Genomic DNA, 20,272 nt, shown 5'->3' with positions numbered 1-20,272 from the left:
CAGGATGCTCCCGTCGGGACCCGCACGACTGGAGGTCTGGATGGAGCGGACTGCCGCACTGCGGCTGGATGCCGAGTGGGTGAAGGTCAGGGCCGGCCGGCCTGACGCCTCGCCCAGCGCACGCGAGCGCATGCTGAGGGATCTCATCGCCGCCCTCGCCCCGCACGCGGCGGACGATCTGTCCCTGACCGCCAGACTGAGCCTTCGGTACGGCGATCTGGCACGCCACCACTTCGACACCGGCAGCCGTGCGGACGCACTGGCGGCGGTCGACCAGGCGGTGCGGCACTGCGCCGAGCCGGCGCGGCACGACGACGAGCACGCCCGCTGGTACGCCAGGGCCCTCATCAGCCAGGCCGTCTACCTCGCGGAGCCGCTCAGCGACGAGCTCGGGTTGCCGCGCTACGCCTTCCGTCCGCACGGCGAGCAGCCGTCGGCCGAGGACAGGCTCGCGGGTCTCGCCGCCGTCGAGGCCACCCACCGGGCCATCGCCGTGTGGGAGGGCCTGGACCGGGACGAGCCGCGCAACCGGGAAGGGCTCGCCCAGGCGTACTCCTTCCTCGGGGACCGGCTGGAGGAGCTCGGCCGGCCGGTGGACGCGGCGGAGTGGGCGGTACGGGCCGAGCGGGCGTTCCACGCGGTGTGGACGACCGAGCCGGCCGAGCGCGCGCACGCGGCCGTACTGGGCCATCTCGGCGACCAGCTGGAACGCAGGCTGCGGCGCTGCCCCTTCGACGGCGGACTCACGCAGCTGCACAAGCGCGAGCTGCTGCCCGAGCGGCTGGTGCCGCTCGCGGTCCTGGCCGCGCGCATAGAGGGCGTGGGCAAGGACGCGATCGCGGAGGGGCTGGCGCTGGAGCGCACCGAGGTGCGGCGCATCCTGCGGGCGCGCTCGTGGCGGGCGGTGTGGCGGTTCGACGTGCGCGCGGGCGACGGGACGTGGAGGCCGATGGCGTATCCGTGGCGCGGGACGGACGCGGTGACGGACGGCACGGCGGATGCGGTCGCCGCCGATCTGACCGACGCGTTCCTGCACTCGCCGGACCGGCCGCCGGACGGGGTGCCGTGGCGGTTCGCCCTGTGGTGGGAGGAGGAGGAGCACCTGGATGGGGCACGCTTCCGGATGACCTTCCCGTCCGGGCCCGACCCCTCGTGAATCGGTGCACAAGCCCCCGCCTACGATAGGGGCCGTGCAGACCCCCCTCGCCTATATCGCCCAGCGCTGGACACCGTCGCCCAAAACCCTGCGACGGGCGACGCTCTCCGCCGTCCTGATGACCGTGCTCATCGTCGTCACCGGCGGTGCCGTCCGGCTGACCGGCTCCGGTCTCGGCTGCGACACCTGGCCCAAGTGCACGGACGACAGTCTCTTCGCCACCCCCGAGCAAGGTCTCCACGGCGCGATCGAGTTCGGCAACCGGATGCTGACGTACGTGCTGTCGGCCGCGGTGGGCTGGGCGATCATCGCGGTGCGGTCCGTCGAGCCGCGGCGCCGGGGGCTGACCCGGCTCGCGTGGCTGCAGTTCTGGATCGTCCTGGGCAACGCCGTCATCGGCGGCATCACGGTCTGGGCCGGCCTCAACCCGTGGTCGGTCGCCGGGCACTTCCTGCTCGCCAACGCGCTCCTGACGGTCGCGACCGTCACCTGGGTGCGCGCCGGCGAGGGCGACGCGGAGCCGCGTCCCCGGGTGCCCCGTCCGGTGCGCAAGCTGTCGTGGGCGATCGTCGCCCTCTCCGCGGCGCTGATCGTGCTGGGCACGTCGGTGACGGGCTCCGGCAAGCACGCGGGCGACAGCAGCGACGTACCGCGTATGCCGTGGGACTGGGCGGCCGCCGCGCACGTCCACGCGATCGCGGCGTGGCTGGTGTGCGCGCTCGCCGTGGCCATGTGGCTGGTGCTGCGGGTGGTGGACGCCCCGGACGACATCCGGGCCCGCGCGCGCGACCTGCTGCTGGTGGTGCTGGCGCAGGGCGCGATCGGTTACGTCCAGTACTTCACTCACGTCCCCGAGGTCCTGGTGGGCGTGCACATGCTGGGTTCGTCGCTGATGTGGATCGCGGTGCTGCGGCTGGCGCTGAGTCTGCGGGAGCGCGAGGTCTCGGGCACGGCGGTCCCGTCCCGGCCGGACGGCGCGCTGTCCACCGTGTGACGGGCTGGGCCCCGCGGGAGCGTCACACGGCGGTGAGCCCGTAGACCCGCCGTGCGTTTCCCGCCGCGAGCATCCCCGCCACGCGCTCCGCGTCGGACCGCGCCCACGCGCCCTCCCGCACCCAGCCTCCGAGCACCCGGCTCATGGCGTCGTGGAAGATGCGGGCGCCCACCACGTGCAGTTCCGGCAGCCCCCGCGCCCCGCTCGAGAACAGCAGTTTCCCGAAGGGGGCGAGCTCCAGGATCTCCGCGAGCACCCCGGCGGCCCGCGCTCCGGTGCGGGTCAGGGCGGGCCCCAGGTCGGCGTACACGTGCGGGTACTCGCTCGCCAGGCGGGCGGCGCTGCGGTGGTGCGGGTAGCCGTGCAGCAGCACCAGATCGGTGCCGAGACCGGCAGTCGCCGCCGCGAACCCCGCGAGCCGCACCGGGTCGCCGACGCCCAGGTGCATCTGCACCGGCAGGCCGGACGCGATCGCGGTCCACAGGAGATGGCGCAGCAGCACCGGGTCGGTCAGCGGGCCGCCCGCCTGACGGGCGGCGATCCAGCGGTCCGCGGCCCCCCGCACCTCCCTCGGCCCCGGTGGCTCCGGATCGCCTGCGGCGCCGCCCGACGCGGCGGCGACGGTGGTGAAGGCGACGGCGGAACCGGCCGCCCCGTGCACCGCCTCGGCGAGGTTGGCGAGGAAGGACTCGACCGTGCCCGAGGTGTCGGCGACCTGCTCGGCGAGCAGTTCGAGGCGGACGATCTCACGGGCGTGCGCCGCGCCCGCCTCGGCGACCTCACCCGGCCCGGCGAGGTCCCCGGCAGGTCCGGTGTCGACCAGGTAGGTGTCGATGCCGGTGCCCCGGAGCAGCCGTCTGCCCGCCTCGGCCACCCCCAGCTCGCGTCGGCGGGCCAGGTAGTGGGCGGGCGGGCAGTGGGGTTCGAGGCCGAGCAGGGGCGGGCACCAGCGCCGTACGGCGAAGCCGGTCTGGGTGTCGAAGAACGTGGTGCCCGTGGCCGGCGCCCCGGCCCCGAGCAGTGCCTCGAAGGTGCCGAGGCCCAGTTCCGTACGGAGCACCCCGTGGCAGTACTGGTCGACCAGACGCACCGAGGACGCGACGTCGATCATCGGGAGCTCCCTGTCTAGGACCGCGCTTCCACAGTCCTAACGGGTGAGCCCCGTGCGAGGTGTTGCTCAGCGGTCGGACGGGCCGCCGACCTGGATGCCCGCCATGCGGGTCCACTCGTACGGGCCGGTGCGGACCTTCGCCGCGAAGTCGCCGTCGAAGGACTCGTGGAGCGTGATCCCGGACTTCTCGGCCGCGCTCACGGCGACGGCGTGACTCGGCGCGACGAGGTCGCCCCAGCCGCCGTCCTCGCCGACGAGCACGATGCGGGTGCCCATCTGACCGATGTACGCGAGCTGGCCCTCGGCGCCGCCGTGCGCCTGGGAGAACGACCGGATCTGCTTGGCGAGCTTCGCCGCCTTGCGCTCGGCCTTCGCGGCCTGCTTGGCGTCCTGCGCGCTCTCGTCAACCTGGGTGTCTGCCATGGCCAGGATGCTACCCGCGGGTAGATCGCTTGGCGACGGCTGGGCGACGTGGTCTGCCCCACGCCGTTCCTGCGCTAGCGCAGGAAGGGGTCCACCGCCACGGCCACGAACAGCAGCGACACATAGGTGATCGACCAGTGGAACAGCCGCATCTCCTTGAGCTTGCCGCCCGTCGCCCCGTTCTTCGCGCGGTTCTGCAGGGCGTGGGCCTCCCACAGCCACCAGCCGCCGGTCGCCAGCGCCACGGCGGTGTAGAACCAGCCGGTGTAGCCGAGCGGGGTCAGCAGCAGCGAGACGGCGACCATCACCCAGCTGTAGACGACGATCTGCCGGGCGACGGCCTTGTTCCCGGCGACGACCGGGAGCATCGGGACACCGACGCGGGCGTAGTCCTCCTTCACCTTCATCGACAGCGGCCAGTAGTGCGGCGGCGTCCAGAAGAAGATGACGAGGAAGAGGATGACGGCGGCCCACGACACCGAGCCGGTCACGGAGGACCAGCCGATCAGCACGGGCATGCAGCCGGCGATGCCGCCCCAGACGATGTTCTGCGCGGTGCGGCGCTTGAGGAGCATCGTGTAGACGACGACGTAGAAGAGCAGCGCACCGAGCGACAGCGCGGCGGACAGCCAGTTGACCAGGAGCCCGAACCAGAGCGTGGAGATCACGGCGAGGGCGAGGCCGAAGACCAGTCCCTCGCGCGGCGACACCATGCCGGTGACCAGCGGGCGCTGGGACGTGCGGTCCATCAGGGCGTCGATGTCGCGGTCGATGTACATGTTGAGCGCGTTGGCGCCACCGGCGGAGAGGTAACCGCCGAGGCAGGTCGCGAGCACCAGCCACAGGTCCGGCACACCCTGCTCGGCCAGGAACATCACCGGCACGGTGGTGATCAGCAGCAGCTCGATGATCCGCGGCTTGGTCAGCGCCACGAATGCCTTGACGCGGGCACCGAACGGCCGATGGCCCCCCGGGCTGGGAGTCAAGACGACCCCTGCGGGTCGGGACTCGACGGCCGTCACGCACACCCCTGACAGAGAAAAATCCCAGCAAGCCTCCGGGAGCGACTCCCATGTCCGAAGGGCGATGGGGGCGTGAAGACCCGTGAAGACTTGCGCGTACCACGCCACTCTAGACGTTGCCCATACGCCGATCTTCGCCGGGGTGGGCACGTGTTGAGACCGCCCCCGGCAGCTCGCGTATACATGCCCGACAGGCGAACGGCACGCCGGACCCGCACTCTGACAATGTCCGACCCATCTCGTGAGACGCGCACTCGCAGAAGGCCGCATTGCTGCGAAGGTAGGCTCGACAGCGCCCGGTGCACCCCTCGTCACCGGGATTCGACATGTGGAGAGGAGCCCTGACCCAGGGTGAGCACCAAGCCGACCACCACAGACCTCGAGTGGACCGCAGTGGACCAGCGGGCAGTCGACACCGTCCGCGTCCTGGCCATGGATTCCGTACAGAAGGTCGGCAACGGCCATCCGGGTACGGCCATGAGCCTGGCGCCGGCCGCGTACACCCTCTTCCAGAAGGTGATGCGGCACGACCCGGCGGATGCCGACTGGACCGGGCGCGACCGGTTCGTGCTGTCCGCGGGCCACTCGTCCCTGACCCTCTACATCCAGCTTTACCTGGCCGGTTTCGGCCTGGAGCTGGAGGACCTGAAGGCGTTCCGGACCTGGGGCAGCAAGACCCCGGGTCACCCGGAGTACGGGCACACCACGGGTGTGGAGACGACGACCGGCCCGCTCGGGCAGGGTGTCGCGAACGCCGTGGGCATGGCGATGGCCGCCCGTTACGAGCGTGGCCTGTTCGACCCGGAGGCCGCGCCGGGCACGTCGCCGTTCGACCACTTCGTGTACGTGATCGCCGGTGACGGCTGCCTGCAGGAGGGCATCTCCGCAGAGGCGTCCTCGCTCGCGGGCCACCAGAGGCTCGGCAACCTGATCATGCTGTGGGACGACAACCACATCTCGATCGAGGGCGACACCGAGACCGCGATCTCCGAAGACACGATGAAGCGGTACGAGGCCTACGGCTGGCACGTGCAGCGCGTGGAGCCGAAGGAGAACGGGGACCTGGACCCGGCCGCCCTGTACGCGGCGATCGAGGCGGCCAAGGCCGTCACGGACCGGCCGTCGTTCATCGCGATGCGCTCGATCATCGCCTGGCCCGCCCCCAACGCGCAGAACACCGAGGCCGCGCACGGCTCGGCGCTGGGCGAGGAGGAGATCGCGGCCACCAAGCGCGTCATGGGCTTCGACCCCGAGCAGCACTTCGAGGTCGCGGACGAGGTCATCGCGCACACCCGGGGCGCGCTGGACCGGGGCCGTGAGGCGCGCGGCGAGTGGGAGAAGGCGTTCGCCGCGTGGCGCACGGCCAACCCGCAGCGCGCAGCGGAGTTCGACCGGATCCGGGCCGGTGAGCTGCCCGAGGGCTGGGAGGACAGGCTGCCCGAGTTCGAGACGGGCAAGGGTGTCGCCACCCGCGCCGCCTCGGGCAAGATCCTCCAGGCGCTCGGTGCGGTCGTGCCGGAGCTGTGGGGCGGCTCGGCCGACCTGGCCGGCTCCAACAACACGACGATCGACAAGACGTCGTCGTTCCTGCCGGCGGACAACCCGCTGCCGGAGGCCGACCCGTACGGCCGCACCGTGCACTTCGGCATCCGCGAGCACGCCATGGCCGCGGTGATGAACGGCATCGCCCTGCACGGCAACACCCGCATCTACGGCGGCACCTTCCTGGTGTTCTCCGACTACATGCGCAACGCGGTGCGGCTGTCGGCGCTGATGCACCTGCCGGTCACCTACGTGTGGACGCACGACTCCATCGGCCTCGGCGAGGACGGCCCCACCCACCAGCCGGTCGAGCACCTGGCCTCGCTGCGCGCCATCCCGGGCCTGAACATCGTGCGCCCGGCCGACGCCAACGAGACCGCGATCGCCTGGCGCGAGATCCTCAAGCGCTGGACGAAGGAGTTCGGCGTGGGCGCCCCGCACGGCCTCGCGCTGACCCGCCAGGGCGTGCCCACCTACGAGCGCAACGAGGACGCCGCCAAGGGCGGGTACGTCCTGTTCGACGCCGAAGGGGGCGAACCGCAGGTCGTGCTGATCGGTACGGGCTCCGAGGTGCAGCTGGCCGTGGAGGCCCGCGAGCAGCTCCAGGCCGCCGGCGTGCCGACCCGGGTGGTCTCGATGCCGTCCGTCGAGTGGTTCGAGGAGCAGGACCAGGGGTACCGGGACGCGGTGCTTCCCCCGTCGGTCAAGGCGCGTGTCGCGGTCGAGGCCGGTATCGGCCTGACCTGGCACCGCTACGTCGGCGACGCAGGACGCATCGTCTCGCTGGAGCACTTCGGTGCCTCCGCGGACGGCAAGGTCCTCTTCCGCGAGTTCGGTTTCACCGCCGACGCGGTCGCCGCCGCCGCGCGGGAATCGATCGAAGCCGCCGCGCGCTGACGCCGGTATACGACAAGTAGGAGATGCAATTCTCATGACAGACGCACTCAAGCGCCTCTCCGACGAAGGCGTGGCGATCTGGCTGGACGACCTGTCCCGCACCCGGATCACCTCCGGCAACCTCGCCGAGCTGATCGACCAGCAGCACGTCGTCGGTGTCACCACCAACCCGTCGATCTTCCAGAAGGCGATCTCGGAGGGTCACGGCTACGACCAGCAGCTGGAGGACCTCGCCGCCCGCAAGGTGACGGTCGAGGAAGCCATCCGCATGATCACCACGGCGGACGTGCGTGACGCGGCGGACATCCTGCGCCCGGTCTACGACGCCACCGACGGCCAGGACGGCCGGGTCTCCATCGAGGTCGACCCGCGCCTGGCCCACGACACCAAGGCGACGGTGGCCGAGGCCAAGCAGCTGGCCTGGCTGGTGGACCGCCCCAACACCCTCATCAAGATCCCGGCCACCAGGGCGGGCCTGCCGGCGATCACCGAGGTCATCGGCCTCGGCATCAGCGTCAACGTCACGCTGATCTTCTCCCTGGAGCGCTACCGCGAGGTCATGGACGCCTACCTGGCCGGCCTGGAGAAGGCCAGGGAGCGCGGCCTGGACCTGTCCAAGATCCACTCGGTGGCGTCCTTCTTCGTGTCCCGCGTGGACACCGAGATCGACAAGCGCCTGGACGCCCTGGGCACCCCCGAGGCCAAGGAAGCCCGCGGCAAGGCCGCCCTGGCCAACGCCCGCCTCGCCTACCAGGCCTACGAGGAGGTCTTCGGCTCCGACCGCTGGGCCGCGCTCGACAAGGCGCAGGCCAACAAGCAGCGCCCGCTGTGGGCCTCCACCGGCGTCAAGGACAAGGCGTACAAGGACACGCTGTACGTCGACGAGCTGGTCGCCCCCGGCACCGTCAACACCATGCCCGAGGCCACGCTCGACGCGACGGCCGACCACGGCCAGATCACCGGCGACACCGTCCGCGGCACCTACGAGCAGGCCCGCGCCGACCTCGACGCGGTCGAGAAGCTGGGCATCAGCTACGACGACGTCGTCCAGCTCCTCGAGGACGAGGGCGTCGACAAGTTCGAGGCCTCCTGGAACGACCTGCTCAAGTCGACCGAGGCCGAGCTCAAGCGCCTCGCACCCTCGGAGGGCTGACCTACCTTGTCCGGTATTGGCGGAGCCAACCCGCTCCGTGATGCTGCAGACCGACGGCTCCCGCGTATCGCGGGGCCGTCGGGCCTGGTCATCTTCGGCGTCACCGGGGACCTGTCCCGCAAGAAGCTGATGCCCGCCGTCTACGACCTCGCCAACCGGGGGCTGCTGCCGCCGGGCTTCTCTCTCATCGGCTTCGCCCGTCGCGAGTGGGCCGACGAGGACTTCGCGCAGGAGGTCCACGACGCGGTCAAGCAGCACGCGCGCACGCCGTTCCGTGAGGAGGTCTGGCAGCAGCTGAGCCAGGGCATGCGCTTCGTGCAGGGCACCTTCGACGACGACGACGCCTTCGAGCAGCTGAGGTCGACCGTCGAGGACCTGGACAAGGTCCAGGGCACCGGCGGCAACTTCGCGTTCTACCTGTCCGTGCCGCCGAAGTTCTTCCCCATGGTCGTGCAGCAGCTGAAGAAGCACGGCCTCGCGGACCAGAAGGAAGGCTCCTGGCGCCGCGCGGTCATCGAGAAGCCGTTCGGTCACGACCTGGCCTCCGCCAAGGAGCTCAACCAGGTCGTCCACGAGGTCTTCCCGCCCAACGAGGTCTTCCGGATCGACCACTACCTGGGCAAGGAGACCGTCCAGAACATCCTGGCGCTGCGGTTCGCGAACACGCTGTTCGAGCCGATATGGAACCGGTCCTACGTGGACCACGTGCAGATCACGATGGCCGAGGACATCGGCATCGGCGGCCGCGCCGGCTACTACGACGGCATCGGCGCCGCCCGTGATGTCATTCAGAACCACCTCCTCCAGCTGCTCGCGCTGACCGCGATGGAGGAGCCCGCCTCCTTCGACGCGGACGCGCTCGCGGCCGAGAAGACCAAGGTGCTGGGCGCCGTGAAGCTGCCCAAGGACCTGGGCGCCGCCACGGTCCGGGCGCAGTACGCGGCCGGCTGGCAGGGCGGCGAGAAGGCCGTCGGCTACCTCCAGGAAGACGGCATCGACCCCGCGTCGAAGACCGACACCTACGCCGCGATCAAGCTGGAGATCGACAACCGCCGCTGGGCGGGCGTTCCGTTCTACCTGCGCACCGGAAAGCGGCTGGGCCGCCGGGTCACCGAGATCGCGGTCGTCTTCCAGCGCGCCCCGCACTCGCCGTTCGACTCCACGGCCACGGAGGAACTGGGCCAGAACGCCCTGGTCATCCGCGTGCAGCCGGACGAGGGCGTGACCCTGCGCTTCGGCTCCAAGGTCCCCGGCACGTCCATGGAGGTACGGGACGTCTCGATGGACTTCGCCTACGGCGAGTCGTTCACCGAGTCCAGCCCGGAGGCGTACGAGCGGCTGATCCTCGACGTCCTCCTCGGCGACTCCAACCTCTTCCCGAGGGTGGAGGAGGTCGAGCTGTCCTGGAAGATCCTCGACCCGATCGAGCGGTTCTGGGACACCAACGGCAAGCCCGCGCAGTACCCCGCGGGCACCTGGGGACCCACCGAGGCGGACGAGATGCTCGCACGAGACGGACGGAGCTGGCGCCGGCCATGAAGATCGACCTCACGGACACCACGGCCAGCAAGATCAACAAGGCGTTGGTGCAGGGTCGTCGCGCCATCGGCACCCCCGCCGTCGGCATGGTGCTCACCCTCGTCATCGTCACCGACGAGGAGAACGCCTACGACGCGCTCAAGGCCGCCAACGAGGCGTCGCGCGAGCACCCCTCGCGCACCCTCGTCGTGATCAAGCGCGTCTCGCGCTCCCCGCGCGACCGCGCCAAGGCACGGCTCGACGCGGAGGTCCGCGTCGGCGCCGACGCGGGCACCGGCGAGACGGTGATCCTCCGTCTGTACGGAGAGGTCACCGACCACGCGCAGTCCGTGGTGCTGCCGCTGCTGCTGCCCGACGCGCCCGTCGTCGTCTGGTGGCCGGTGAACGCGCCGACCGACCCCGCGTCCGACCCGCTGGGCGCGCTGGCGCAGCGTCGGGTGACCGACACCTACGCGGCCGAGCACCCGGTGCACGAACTCTCCGCCCGCGCCGCGGCGTACAGCCCCGGCGACACCGACCTGTCCTGGACCCGGATCACGCCGTGGCGCTCGATGCTCGCGGCCGCTCTGGACCAGGTCACCTGCAAGGTCACGTCGGTCGAGGTGGAGGGCGAGGAGTTCAACCCGAGCTGCGAACTGCTGGCCATGTGGCTCGCGGACCGGCTGGACGTCCCGGTGAAGCGGTCGCTGTCTGCGGGGCCCGGTCTCACCTCGGTCCGGATGGACTCCACGTGCGGGCCGATCGTGCTGGACCGGCCGGACGGATCGCTCGCGACCCTGTCCATCCAGGGCCAGCCCGACCGCGCGGTGGCGCTCAAGCGGCGTGAGACGGCCGAGCTGATCGCGGAGGAACTGCGGCGGCTCGACCCGGACGACACGTACGCGTCCGCGCTGCGGTACGGGGTTCACCGGCTGAGCGATCCGGTGGCGGAGGTGGCTCCTGCGGCCGAATCCGCGCCGGCCGAGCAGGCCGCTCCGGCGGAGAAGAAGGCGGCGCCCGCGAAGAAGGCCGCTCCGGCGAAGAAGGCGGCGTCGAAGTGATCGCGCCGCAGCTGGTCGTGCATCGCGACAAGGAGCTGATGGCGCAGGCCGCGGCGGCCCGGCTGATCACGAGGATCGTGGACGCCCAGGCCGCCCGCGGTTCCGCGTCGGTGGTCCTGACGGGCGGCCGTAACGGCAACGGGCTGCTGGCCGCGCTGAGTTCGGCCCCCGCGCGGGACGCGATCGACTGGTCGCGGCTCGACCTGTGGTGGGGCGACGAGCGCTTCCTGCCGGACGGCGACCCCGAGCGCAATGTCACGCAGGCCCGCGGGGCCCTGCTGGACCAGGTGCCGGTGGACCCGGCGCGGGTGCACGCCATGCCGGCGTCGGACGGGCCGTACGGCTCGGACGTGGACGCCGCGGCCGCGGCCTACGCGGCCGAACTGGCCGCGGCGGCCGGGCCGGAAGACCATGGACCGGTGCCGACGTTCGACGTGCTGATGCTGGGGGTGGGTCCCGACACGCACGTGGCGTCGCTGTTCCCGGAACTCCCGGCGGTCCGCGAGACGGAGCGCACGGTGGTCGGCGTCCACGGGGCGCCGAAGCCGCCGCCGACGCGTGTCTCGCTCACGCTGCCCGCGATCCGCGCGGCGCGCGAGGTGTGGCTGCTCGCGGCGGGCGAGGACAAGGCGAAGGCGGTCCAGATCGCGCTGTCGGGCGCGGGCGAGATCCAGGCGCCGGCGGCGGGAGCGTACGGGAGGGCCCGCACGCTGTGGCTGCTGGACGCGGCGGCGGCGTCGCAGCTCCCGCGCGGGCTGTACCCCCCGGCCTCGGCGTAGCCCCCGCCCCGCCCCTTCCCCGAAACCCGGTCAGGCCCCGGGCCCCGTACCGCGGTTCGCGCGGTGTCCTTACGGCCCGGCGGCCCGTGGGAGCTCCCCAGACGTGCTGGACTGCTGTTGACACGGCAGTCCAGCCGTCGGCACACCTGCTCCCCACCGAGCCCGCCGAACGCTCGATTCGGGGCCCCGCCGACCGTCCGCGCGACCGGGACCGCACCCAGGCCCGCCGGCGATTGAGGCGCGGGGCCCGGGCAAAGCCCAGCGAACGGGTCGCCATGCCCTCAACACCCCGCCCACAAGCGCCCACCGACGACGTTCGAGACACGTCCCCCGCACGCGAGGGCACGGAGCGCACCCACCTCGCCCGCGGCGACATCCAGCCCGTCGGTGATTGAGGCACGGGGCCCGGGCCAGAGCCCCGCAAGCGCGCCACGCCCTCAACGCCCCGCGCACAAGCAGCCCACCGACGTTCGAGGCACGCGGACCACCCCCAGCCCCGCCGGCGATTGAGGCGCGGGGCCCGGGGGCCGCGGCCCGGAACAAGCCCCCAGGGACACGGCTCTCCCGTCAGTCGGGCCCAGCGCGCAGGAACGGTTCCAGCACACCCGGCACCGCCTCCGCCGCGAACACCAGGCCCTCCGCCTCCTCCACGTCCCGGACGTCGTAAGCCCCCGAGCCCGCCGCCGTCGTCGCCGTCAGCGTGATCAGGCCTGCGCGGCGCTGGAAGACGGACTGCCGGACCGTCCAGCCGATGACGCCGGACCTCTGCAGCGCCACCGTGCTGCGCCGTACCGTGCCCGAGCGAGTCAGCAGGTACGCCCCCGCGATGCCGTGGCCCAGGCTCCGGTACGCGTCGAGGGCGAGCAGCAGCGACACCGGGACCGCCACAGCCGTCCAGCCCGCCGCGATCCACACCAGCACCTGCGTCAGCCACCACCCGAGCAGCGCCAGAGCGACGGCCGGAAGCAGCGCCCCGGCCAGAGCCCAGCGCAGCCGCCTGCCGCGGGCGGCGCGGGGATGCGGTGTCAGCGGCGACGCGGCGGTCGGGGCGACGGGCACGCGCAGCACGCGCGCCGCCACGTCGTCGGCGAGCGCCCGTGGCACCGCCGGCAGCAGGGTCCTGCGGTCGGCGTGCTCGTCCTCGCCGTCCTTGACGAGCCCGGTGGCCACCGCGTCGAGGCGGGCCGCTCCGACCAGCCGCACGCCCAGCGGCTCGACGAGGTCGACGCCGCGCAGGCGCCGTTCCTCGATCGACGTCGAGCGGGCGGTGAACAGGCCCCGCCGTACGCGCAGGGTCCCGCCGGGTTCGCGCTCCAGGCGGTAGTGCCACCACATCTCGGTCCACAGGCCGAGCGCGCCCATGACGCCCGTGGCGATCGCCGCACCGGCGAGCACCACGACCGTCCAGACCAGCGGGGTGTCCCTGAAGCGTCCCCATATCCAGTGGACGACCTCGGCCCGGGCGCCGAACCACTCGCTGACCTGCATCACGGCACCGACGGCCGCCCCGCCGAGCAGCGGCGCGACGAAGGAGAGCGGCGCGTACCGGATCCAGGCGGGGTCGAGGGCTGCGAGGACGCCGTCGGCCCCGGCTTCCGCTCCCGGCCGGGCGGTGCGGGCCGGCAGGTGCGTGCGCAGCCGTTCGGCCTCCGCCCGGGAGACGGCGTCGAGTTCCAGCGTGGACTCGCCGCCGCCGGCCTGTTCGCCCGTGCCGATCCGTACCCGGACGAGGCCGAGGACGCGCAGCAGGACGTTGGCGGTGAGGTCGACGCTGCGGATGCGCTCGCGGGCCAGGGAGCGTCGTTTGACGAGCAGCAGGCCGGTGTGGAGCTCGGCGCGTTCGGGTCCGATGCGGTAGCGGGTCCGGCGCCACCGGACGTAGTCGGCGCCGGTGGCGGCGGCGACGAGCAGGACGGCGCCGGCGAGCACCCAGGCCAGGGCCTGCCACAGCGGCATGCCGCCCAGCAGGCCGAACAGGGCGGGCAGTCCCGCTCCGCCGGCGACGCCCGCCATCATCACGGCGTTGACGAGGACCGTACGCCCGTCCAGTCGGCGCCACTCGCCGTCCGGCCCGCCGGACGCGCTCATGTCGCGTCCCCGGGCGTCGCCCGGGTGATCCGGGTCAGCCGCTCGGCGAGGTCCGCGGCGAGCTCGTGGTCGAGCCCCTCGATCCTGATCGCCCCTTTGGAGGAGGCGGTCGTGACGGTCACCGTGGCCAGCCGGAACGCCTGCTCCAGCGGCCCGCGGACCGTGTCCACGGTCTGGATGCGGGACATCGGGGCGATCCGCCATTCCTGCCACAGGGCGCCCGTGCGCACGTACACCGCCTCGTCGGTGACCTCCCAGCGATGCACCCGGTACCACCAGGCGGGGAGGAACGCGGTGCCGGTGAGGCCGACGACCGCCACCGCGGCGGCCGGCCCCCACAGCCAGGCTCGTGCCGGCTCGACGAGCGTGCCGAGGACGGCCAGGACCGCCACGGGCACGCCCGTCGTCAGCAGGCACTGCGTACGCCACCAGCCGACGACGCGTTCGTTCAGCCGGTTCCGCGGCGGCCGCAGCCGCACCGCGTTCTCCCCCCGCATCGGCTCAGCGGCCGCGCAGCGCCCGGTACCGGGCGGCCAGCGTGGCGGTCGAACTGTCGAGCTGCTCGCCGCCCCTGCCCTCGGTCAGGACGGGCTCGATCTTCTTGGCGAGGACCTTGCCGAGCTCGACGCCCCACTGGTCGAAGGAGTCGATGTTCCAGACGGCACCCTGGACGAAGACCTTGTGCTCGTACAGCGCGATGAGCTGGCCCAGCACGGAGGGGGTCAGCTCGTCCGCGAGGATCGTGGTGGTGGGATGGTTGCCGCGGAAGGTCTTGTGCGGCACCAGCTCCTCTGGGACGCCCTCGGCCCGCACCTCCTCGGGCGTCTTGCCGAAGGCCAGGGCCTGGGTCTGCGCGAAGAAGTTGGCCATGAGCAGGTCGTGCTGCGCGACCAGACCGGGCCGCAGGTCGCCGACGGGCCGGGCGAAGCCGATGAAGTCCGCCGGGATGACCTTCGTGCCCTGGTGGATCAACTGGTAGTAGGCGTGCTGGCCGTTGGTGCCGGGCGTGCCCCACACGACGGGGCCGGTCTGCCAGTCGACGGGGTTGCCGTCGCGGTCGACGGACTTGCCGTTGGACTCCATGTCCAGCTGCTGGAGGTACGCGGTGAACTTGGACAGGTAGTGCGAGTACGGCAGGACGGCGTGCGACTGGGCGTCGAAGAACGCCCCGTACCAGACGCCCAACAGGCCGAGCAGCAACGGCGCGTTGGTCTCGGCGGGGGCGGTGCGGAAGTGCTCGTCGACGAGGCGGAAGCCGTCCAGCATCTCCCGGAAGCGGTCCGGGCCGATGGCGATCATGAGCGAGAGGCCGATGGCGGAGTCGTACGAGTAGCGGCCGCCGACCCAGTCCCAGAACTCGAACATGTTCGCCGTGTCGATGCCGAAGTCGGCCACCTTCTCCGCGTTCGTCGAAAGGGCGACGAAGTGCTTGGCGACGGCCTCCTGGCCGGCTCCCAGCCCGGTGAGCAGCCAGTCGCGCGCCGAGGTGGCGTTGGTGATGGTCTCGATCGTGGTGAAGGTCTTGGACGCGATGACGAACAGCGTCTCGGCCGGGTCGAGGTCGCGCACGGCCTCGTGCAGATCCGCCCCGTCGACGTTGGAGACGAAACGGAACGTCAGGTCGCGTGCCGTGTAGGAGCGGAGCGCCTCGTACGCCATCGCGGGACCGAGGTCGGAGCCGCCGATGCCGACGTTGACCACGTTCCGGATGGGCCTTCCGGTGTGGCCGGTCCACTCACCGGAGCGGATCCGGTCGGAGAAGGCGGCCATCTTGTCGAGCACGGCGTGCACGGCGGGGACCACGTTCTCGCCGTCGACCTCGACGACGGCGTCGCGCGGGGCGCGCAGCGCGGTGTGCAGGACCGCGCGGTCCTCAGTGGTGTTGATCTTCTCGCCGCGGAACATGGCGTCGCGCAGCTCGAACACTCCGGTCGCCCCGGCCAGCTCGCGCAGCAGCGCGAGCGTCTCGTCGGTCACGAGGTGCTTGGAGTAGTCGAGGTACAGATCACCGACCTGGAGGGTGTACCCGCTGCCGCGCCCGGCGTCGGCGGCGAAGAGCTCCCGCAGGTGGGTGTCGCCCAGCTGCTCGCGGTGCTTGCCGAGAGCGACCCATGGCGACATCTGGTTGAGCCTCGTAGGACGTTCTGCGTTCATCTCGGACATCAGCCCACTTCTTCTCGTACCTGCCTGCATGCCCCGCTGCGTCTCCAACCTAATTGATCAGGCGGGCGGATGACGCGTCAGCGGCCGCGGGACGGCGAGAAGCAACCGGGCCGGACTGCGAACGACGAAGTCCGGCCGGCACCCCTTGGGTGCCGGCCGGACTCAACGTCTAGATCTCGCCCCGCAGTTTGGCGAGCGCCTCCGCGAGGATCGCCTCGCCGTCCGCGTCGCTGCGCCGCTCGCGCACATAGGCGAGGTGCGTCTTGTACGGCTCGGTGCGCGGCGGGTCCGGCGGGTTGTCCCGGTCCTGGCCTGCCGGGAACCCGCACCGCGGGCAGTCCCAGGTGTCGGGGACCTGTGCGTCACTGGCGAAGCTCGGCTGCGTCTCGTGCCCGTTGGAGCACCAGAAGGAGATGCGGAGGCGCGGTGCGGACTCGCCCCGCTCTGCCTCGCCCATCGGCCCCGCTCCGACCCGGCTTCCCCGGATCGCGTTGCCACTTGCCACGGTCGTAACTCCCTGCGTGATGGTGCTGCACAGCGTCTCACAGCGGCTGCGCCGCGAGTGCCCCAGTCTACGTAAGGCCCAACGCTCGTCCAGTGTTTGGAGTTACACCCCAGGCCGGGACGGGAAAGAGACGGGTCAGCTGTCCAGCTTCACCAGCAGACCAAGTACGACAATGCACGCGAACCACAGCAGACCGACCACGACGGTGATGCGGTCGAGGTTGCGCTCGGCGACCGACGAGCCGCCGACGGACGACTGCATGCCGCCACCGAACATGTCGGAGAGGCCGCCGCCCTTCCCCTTGTGCATCAGCACCAGCAGCATCAGCAGCAGGCTGAAGACGATCAGGGCGATCGAGAACCCCATAACCACGGCTGGACCAACTTCCTCGGACTGAACTGACACCGATATGTACTGCGGGGGCCGGGGCTCGCCACGCGGCGGAGCCGCGTATCGGCACTGTGAGCCTCGGCCCCCGCAAGGGTACGCCGGATCCGCGCTAGCGCATACTCACCGGTCACTCACCCGTGGCTCACTGGTCGCGGAAGCGGACGATCTTGACGAACTCCTCCGCGTCCAGCGCCGCGCCGCCCACCAGGGCGCCGTCGACGTCGGGCTGAGCCATGATCGCCGCGACGTTCCCGGCCTTGACCGAGCCGCCGTACTGGATGCGGACCTTGTCGGCCAGCTCCTGGCTGTACAGCTCCGCGAGACGGCCGCGAATGGCTCCGCAGACCTCCTGCGCGTCCTCGGGCGTGGCGACCTCGCCGGTGCCGATCGCCCACACCGGCTCGTACGCGATCACGATGGTCTCGGCCTGCTCGGCCGGGATGTCCTTCAGACCGCCGTCGAGCTGGTTCAGGGTGTACTGGACCTGCTGACCGGCCTTGCGGATGTCCAGGCCCTCGCCGACGCACAGGATCGGGGTCAGCCCGTGCCTGTACGCGGCCTTCGCCTTGGCGTTGCAGATCTCGTCGGTCTCGGCGTGGTACTGGCGGCGCTCGGAGTGGCCCACGGCGACGTAGGAGCACTTCAGCTTGGCCAGCATGGGGCCCGAGATCTCGCCCGTGTAGGCGCCGGAGTCGTGCGCGGAGATGTCCTGGGCGCCGTACTTGATCTTGAGCTTGTCGCCGTCGACCAGCGTCTGCACGGACCGCAGGTCGGTGAAGGGCGCCAGGACGGCGACCTCCACGGCGTCGTAGTCCTTGTCGTTGAGCGCGAAGGCGAGCTTCTGGACGTGGGCGATGGCCTCGAGGTGGTTGAGGTTCATCTTCCAGTTGCCCGCCATCAGCGGGGTGCGGGTGCTCATGCCCCTCCTTCGTTCGCTTCTCCGCCCGCGCGGCGCAGAAGTGTGTGGTTCGTGGTTGTCCGCGGCCCGGCGGCCGCGCGTGCTCCCCCAGCTACCGCTGGGAGGTGCCTCCAGCTCACGGAGGTTTCAGTCCTCCAGTGCGGCGAGGCCCGGAAGCGTCTTGCCCTCGAGGTATTCGAGGCTTGCGCCGCCGCCCGTCGAAATGTGGCCGAATGCGTTCTCGTCGAAGCCGAGCGTGCGCACGGCGGCGGCCGAGTCGCCGCCGCCGACGACGGTGAAGGCGGAGCTGTCGACGAGGGCCTGGGCGACCGCGCGGGTGCCGCCCGCGTAGTCGGGGTGCTCGAAGACGCCCACCGGACCGTTCCAGAAGACGGTCTCGGCGTCGGCGATCTTGGCGGCGTAGAGCTCGCGGGTCTTCGGGCCGATGTCGAGGCCCTCCTGGTCGGAGGGGATCTTGTCCGCGTCGACCGTGGTGAAGTCGGCCGGGGCCTTGGTCTTCAGGTCGGGGAACTCCGAGGCGGCGAGGACGTCGACCGGGAGCACGAGCTCGACGCCGTTCTTCTCGGCCCGCTCCATGTACTCGGTGACGGTCGGGATCTGGTCCTCCTGGAGGAGGGAGATGCCGACCTCGTAGCCCTTGGCCTTGAGGAAGGTGTAGGCCATGCCGCCGCCGATGAGCAGGCGGTCGGCCTTGCCGAGGAGCTCGTCGATGACGGCGAGCTTGTCGGAGACCTTGGCGCCGCCGAGGACGACCACGTACGGCCGCTTCACCTCGTCGGTGAGCTTCTTCAGGACGCCGACCTCGGTGGCGATGAGGTAGCCGGCGGCGTGCGGCAGCCGGGCCGGGAGGTCGTAGACGGAGGCGTGCTTGCGGTGCACGGCGCCGAAGCCGTCACCGACGTAGACGTCCGCGAGGGCCGCGAGCCGGTCGGCGAAGGCGCCGCGCTCGGCGTCGTCCTTGGCGGTCTCGCCGGCGTTGAAGCGGAGGTTCTCGAGGACCGCGACCTGGCCGTCGGCCAGGCCGGCCACGACCGCCTGGGCGGATTCGCCGACCGTGTCGGTCGCGAAGGCGACGTCCGTCCCGAGCAGTTCCCCGAGCCGCGCCGCGGCGGGCGCGAGCGAGAAGGCGGGGTCCGGGGCGCCCTTGGGGCGGCCGAGGTGGGAGGCCACGACGACACGCGCGCCGGCCTCGGCGAGTTTGGCGATCGTCGGCTGGACGGCGCGGATGCGGCCGTCGTCGGTGATGGTGGTGCCGTCGAGCGGGACATTGAGGTCGGCGCGGACGAATACCCGCTTGCCCGTGACCCCCTCGGCCAGCAGCTGGTCGATGGTCTTCATGTTCTGCGACTCCTCGAAGGGCTCTGCACGCGCGGCAGGGCTCGAACGGCGCCGCGTCGCGCTGCCCGAGCCCTGCCACTCACATCTTGGTGCTCTCGTTGCAGTTCGGATCAGAGAGTACTGATCAGAGCTGGTTGCCGACGAAGACCGTCAGGTCGACGAGGCGGTTGGAGTAGCCCCACTCGTTGTCGTACCAGCCGACGACCTTGACCTGCTTGCCCTGGACCATGGTCAGGGAGGAGTCGAAGGTGCAGGAGGCCGGCCAGTTCACGATGTCCGAGGAGACGATCGGGTCCTCGGTGTACTCCAGGACGCCCTGCAGCTGGCCCTCGGCGGCCTTCTGGAAGGCGGTGTTGATCTCGTCCTTGGTGACCTCGCGGTCCAGCTCGAGGACGAGGTCGGTGACGGAGCCCGTGGGGACCGGCACGCGCATGGCGATGCCGTCCAGCTTGCCCTTGAGCTGCGGGAGGACCAGGGCGGTGGCCTTGGCGGCACCCGTCGAGGTCGGGATGATGTTCTCCGCGGCGGCACGGGCGCGGCGCAGGTCCTTGTGCGGGAAGTCCAGGATGCGCTGGTCGTTCGTGTACGCGTGGACCGTCGTCATCATGCCCTTGACGATGCCGAAGTTCTCGTCCAGAACCTTGGCCATCGGCGCCACACAGTTGGTGGTGCAGGAGGCGTTGGAGATGACGTGGTGGTTGGCCGCGTCGTACTTGTCCTGGTTGACGCCCATCACGATGGTGATGTCCTCGCCGCTGGCGGGCGCCGAGATCAGGACCTTCTTGGCGCCACCGGCGATGTGCTTCTCGGCGTCGGCCTTCTTGGTGAAGATGCCGGTCGACTCGATGACGATGTCGACGCCCAGCTCACCCCACGGGATGTCGGCGGGGTTGCGCTCGGAGAGCACCTTGATGGTGTGGCCGTCGACGGTGATCGTGTCGGCGGTGTGGGACACGTCGGCCTTGAGGCGGCCCAGGATGGTGTCGTACTTCAGCAGGTGGGCCGTGGTCGCAGTGTCACCCAGGTCGTTGACAGCCACGATCTCGATGTCTGCACCCTGCTCCAGCAGCGCGCGGAAGTAGTTACGACCGATGCGGCCGAAGCCGTTGATGCCTACGCGGATCGTCACGAAACCGATCTCCTCGTTGGTACGCCGGGTTTCGACGCCGGCGAGCTTTGTTTGGGATGTCCCCGACCGCCTACGACCCTACCC

Annotated in this window: 18 protein-coding genes; 7 read left to right on the top strand and 11 right to left on the bottom strand. The window is 71.2% G+C overall.

Annotated elements, in window-relative coordinates; translation table 11 throughout:
• Positions 1–40: 40 nt before the first annotated feature.
• Both AB0K02_RS08895 and AB0K02_RS08890 read left to right on the top strand, forming a co-directional pair.
• On the top strand, positions 41–1,156 hold the full coding sequence (locus AB0K02_RS08895; protein ID WP_365991651.1) for a hypothetical protein: 1,116 nt from the start codon (positions 41–43) through the stop codon (positions 1,154–1,156).
• A gap of 4 nt (positions 1,157–1,160) precedes the next feature.
• A complete protein-coding gene (locus AB0K02_RS08890; protein WP_365991650.1) occupies positions 1,161–2,150 on the top strand; it encodes a COX15/CtaA family protein in 990 nt (329 codons plus the stop codon).
• 22 nt (positions 2,151–2,172) lie between these two features.
• Here the strand turns inward: AB0K02_RS08890 and AB0K02_RS08885 are convergent, their stop codons facing one another.
• The 3 genes from AB0K02_RS08885 to AB0K02_RS08875 form a co-directional block, all read right to left on the bottom strand.
• Positions 2,173–3,261 carry an amidohydrolase family protein gene (locus AB0K02_RS08885; RefSeq protein WP_365991649.1) on the bottom strand — a complete coding sequence of 363 codons (1,089 nt, stop codon included), beginning with the start codon at positions 3,259–3,261 and terminating at the stop codon, positions 2,173–2,175.
• Positions 3,262–3,327: 66 nt separating this feature from the next.
• Positions 3,328–3,684: a hypothetical protein gene (locus tag AB0K02_RS08880; RefSeq protein WP_365991648.1), complete on the bottom strand. Its 357-nt coding sequence runs from the start codon at positions 3,682–3,684 to the stop codon at positions 3,328–3,330.
• Between the two features lie 74 nt (positions 3,685–3,758).
• The gene (locus tag AB0K02_RS08875; RefSeq protein WP_365991647.1) at positions 3,759–4,706 is read right to left on the bottom strand and encodes a heme o synthase; all 948 of its coding nucleotides are present in this window, start codon (positions 4,704–4,706) and stop codon (positions 3,759–3,761) included.
• A gap of 351 nt (positions 4,707–5,057) precedes the next feature.
• On the opposite strand from AB0K02_RS08875, the gene tkt reads away from it, so the two are divergent.
• From tkt to pgl, 5 genes are read left to right on the top strand one after another with little or no spacing between them, the layout of a single operon-like run.
• Entirely contained in the window at positions 5,058–7,145 is a 2,088-nt protein-coding gene (gene tkt, locus AB0K02_RS08870) for a transketolase (protein WP_365991646.1), read from the top strand.
• 34 nt (positions 7,146–7,179) lie between these two features.
• Positions 7,180–8,298: a transaldolase gene (gene tal / locus AB0K02_RS08865; RefSeq protein ID WP_365991645.1), complete on the top strand. Its 1,119-nt coding sequence runs from the start codon at positions 7,180–7,182 to the stop codon at positions 8,296–8,298.
• Between the two features lie 6 nt (positions 8,299–8,304).
• On the top strand, positions 8,305–9,837 hold the full coding sequence (gene zwf, locus AB0K02_RS08860; protein ID WP_365991644.1) for a glucose-6-phosphate dehydrogenase: 1,533 nt from the start codon (positions 8,305–8,307) through the stop codon (positions 9,835–9,837).
• The gene (opcA, locus tag AB0K02_RS08855) at positions 9,834–10,877 is read left to right on the top strand and encodes a glucose-6-phosphate dehydrogenase assembly protein OpcA (protein WP_365991643.1); all 1,044 of its coding nucleotides are present in this window, start codon (positions 9,834–9,836) and stop codon (positions 10,875–10,877) included. Before zwf ends, opcA begins: the two co-directional genes overlap by 4 nt.
• Positions 10,874–11,656 (top strand): 6-phosphogluconolactonase, encoded by a 783-nt coding sequence (pgl, locus tag AB0K02_RS08850; protein WP_365991642.1) that lies wholly within the window; start codon positions 10,874–10,876, stop codon positions 11,654–11,656. Before opcA ends, pgl begins: the two co-directional genes overlap by 4 nt.
• A gap of 567 nt (positions 11,657–12,223) precedes the next feature.
• Here the strand turns inward: pgl and AB0K02_RS08845 are convergent.
• The 8 genes from AB0K02_RS08845 to gap form a co-directional block, all read right to left on the bottom strand.
• Positions 12,224–13,744: a PH domain-containing protein gene (locus AB0K02_RS08845; protein ID WP_365991641.1), complete on the bottom strand. Its 1,521-nt coding sequence runs from the start codon at positions 13,742–13,744 to the stop codon at positions 12,224–12,226.
• A complete protein-coding gene (locus tag AB0K02_RS08840) occupies positions 13,741–14,241 on the bottom strand; it encodes a PH domain-containing protein (protein ID WP_365991640.1) in 501 nt (166 codons plus the stop codon). Before AB0K02_RS08840 ends, AB0K02_RS08845 begins: the two co-directional genes overlap by 4 nt.
• 4 nt (positions 14,242–14,245) lie before the next feature.
• Positions 14,246–15,898, bottom strand: coding sequence for a glucose-6-phosphate isomerase (gene pgi, locus AB0K02_RS08835; RefSeq protein ID WP_365991760.1), 1,653 nt, complete (start codon positions 15,896–15,898; stop codon positions 14,246–14,248).
• A gap of 178 nt (positions 15,899–16,076) precedes the next feature.
• Positions 16,077–16,412, bottom strand: coding sequence for an RNA polymerase-binding protein RbpA (locus AB0K02_RS08830; RefSeq protein ID WP_003957010.1), 336 nt, complete (start codon positions 16,410–16,412; stop codon positions 16,077–16,079).
• 135 nt (positions 16,413–16,547) lie between these two features.
• Entirely contained in the window at positions 16,548–16,778 is a 231-nt protein-coding gene (secG, locus tag AB0K02_RS08825) for a preprotein translocase subunit SecG (RefSeq protein ID WP_177148920.1), read from the bottom strand.
• Between the two features lie 166 nt (positions 16,779–16,944).
• Positions 16,945–17,721, bottom strand: a complete 777-nt coding sequence (tpiA, locus tag AB0K02_RS08820) for a triose-phosphate isomerase (RefSeq protein WP_365991639.1) — start codon at positions 17,719–17,721, stop codon at positions 16,945–16,947.
• Between the two features lie 126 nt (positions 17,722–17,847).
• Complete coding sequence (locus AB0K02_RS08815) at positions 17,848–19,059, bottom strand: phosphoglycerate kinase (RefSeq protein WP_365991638.1); 1,212 nt, start codon at positions 19,057–19,059, stop codon at positions 17,848–17,850.
• A 124-nt stretch (positions 19,060–19,183) separates the two neighbouring features.
• Positions 19,184–20,188: a type I glyceraldehyde-3-phosphate dehydrogenase gene (gene gap / locus AB0K02_RS08810; protein ID WP_365991637.1), complete on the bottom strand. Its 1,005-nt coding sequence runs from the start codon at positions 20,186–20,188 to the stop codon at positions 19,184–19,186.
• Positions 20,189–20,272 lie beyond the last annotated feature (84 nt).

It is taken from the genome of Streptomyces sp. NPDC049597 (assembly GCF_040675505.1).
GTDB lineage: Bacteria > Actinomycetota > Actinomycetes > Streptomycetales > Streptomycetaceae > Streptomyces.
This window is presented reverse-complemented; position numbering and strand designations above follow the sequence as displayed.

Excerpts from the sequence above, each read along its gene's own strand:
- AB0K02_RS08895 (WP_365991651.1), top strand. The coding sequence starts at position 41 with ATGGAGCGGACTGCCGCACTGCGGCTGGATGCCGAGTGGGTGAAGGTC.
- AB0K02_RS08885 (WP_365991649.1), bottom strand. The coding sequence starts at position 3,261 with ATGATCGACGTCGCGTCCTCGGTGCGTCTGGTCGACCAGTACTGCCAC.
- AB0K02_RS08880 (WP_365991648.1), bottom strand. The coding sequence starts at position 3,684 with ATGGCAGACACCCAGGTTGACGAGAGCGCGCAGGACGCCAAGCAGGCC.
- tal (WP_365991645.1), top strand. The coding sequence starts at position 7,180 with ATGACAGACGCACTCAAGCGCCTCTCCGACGAAGGCGTGGCGATCTGG.
- opcA (WP_365991643.1), top strand. The coding sequence starts at position 9,834 with ATGAAGATCGACCTCACGGACACCACGGCCAGCAAGATCAACAAGGCG.
- AB0K02_RS08845 (WP_365991641.1), bottom strand. The coding sequence starts at position 13,744 with ATGAGCGCGTCCGGCGGGCCGGACGGCGAGTGGCGCCGACTGGACGGG.
- AB0K02_RS08840 (WP_365991640.1), bottom strand. The coding sequence starts at position 14,241 with ATGCGGGGGGAGAACGCGGTGCGGCTGCGGCCGCCGCGGAACCGGCTG.
- pgi (WP_365991760.1), bottom strand. The coding sequence starts at position 15,898 with ATGAACGCAGAACGTCCTACGAGGCTCAACCAGATGTCGCCATGGGTC.
- secG (WP_177148920.1), bottom strand. The coding sequence starts at position 16,778 with ATGGGGTTCTCGATCGCCCTGATCGTCTTCAGCCTGCTGCTGATGCTG.
- tpiA (WP_365991639.1), bottom strand. The coding sequence starts at position 17,721 with ATGAGCACCCGCACCCCGCTGATGGCGGGCAACTGGAAGATGAACCTC.
- AB0K02_RS08815 (WP_365991638.1), bottom strand. The coding sequence starts at position 19,059 with ATGAAGACCATCGACCAGCTGCTGGCCGAGGGGGTCACGGGCAAGCGG.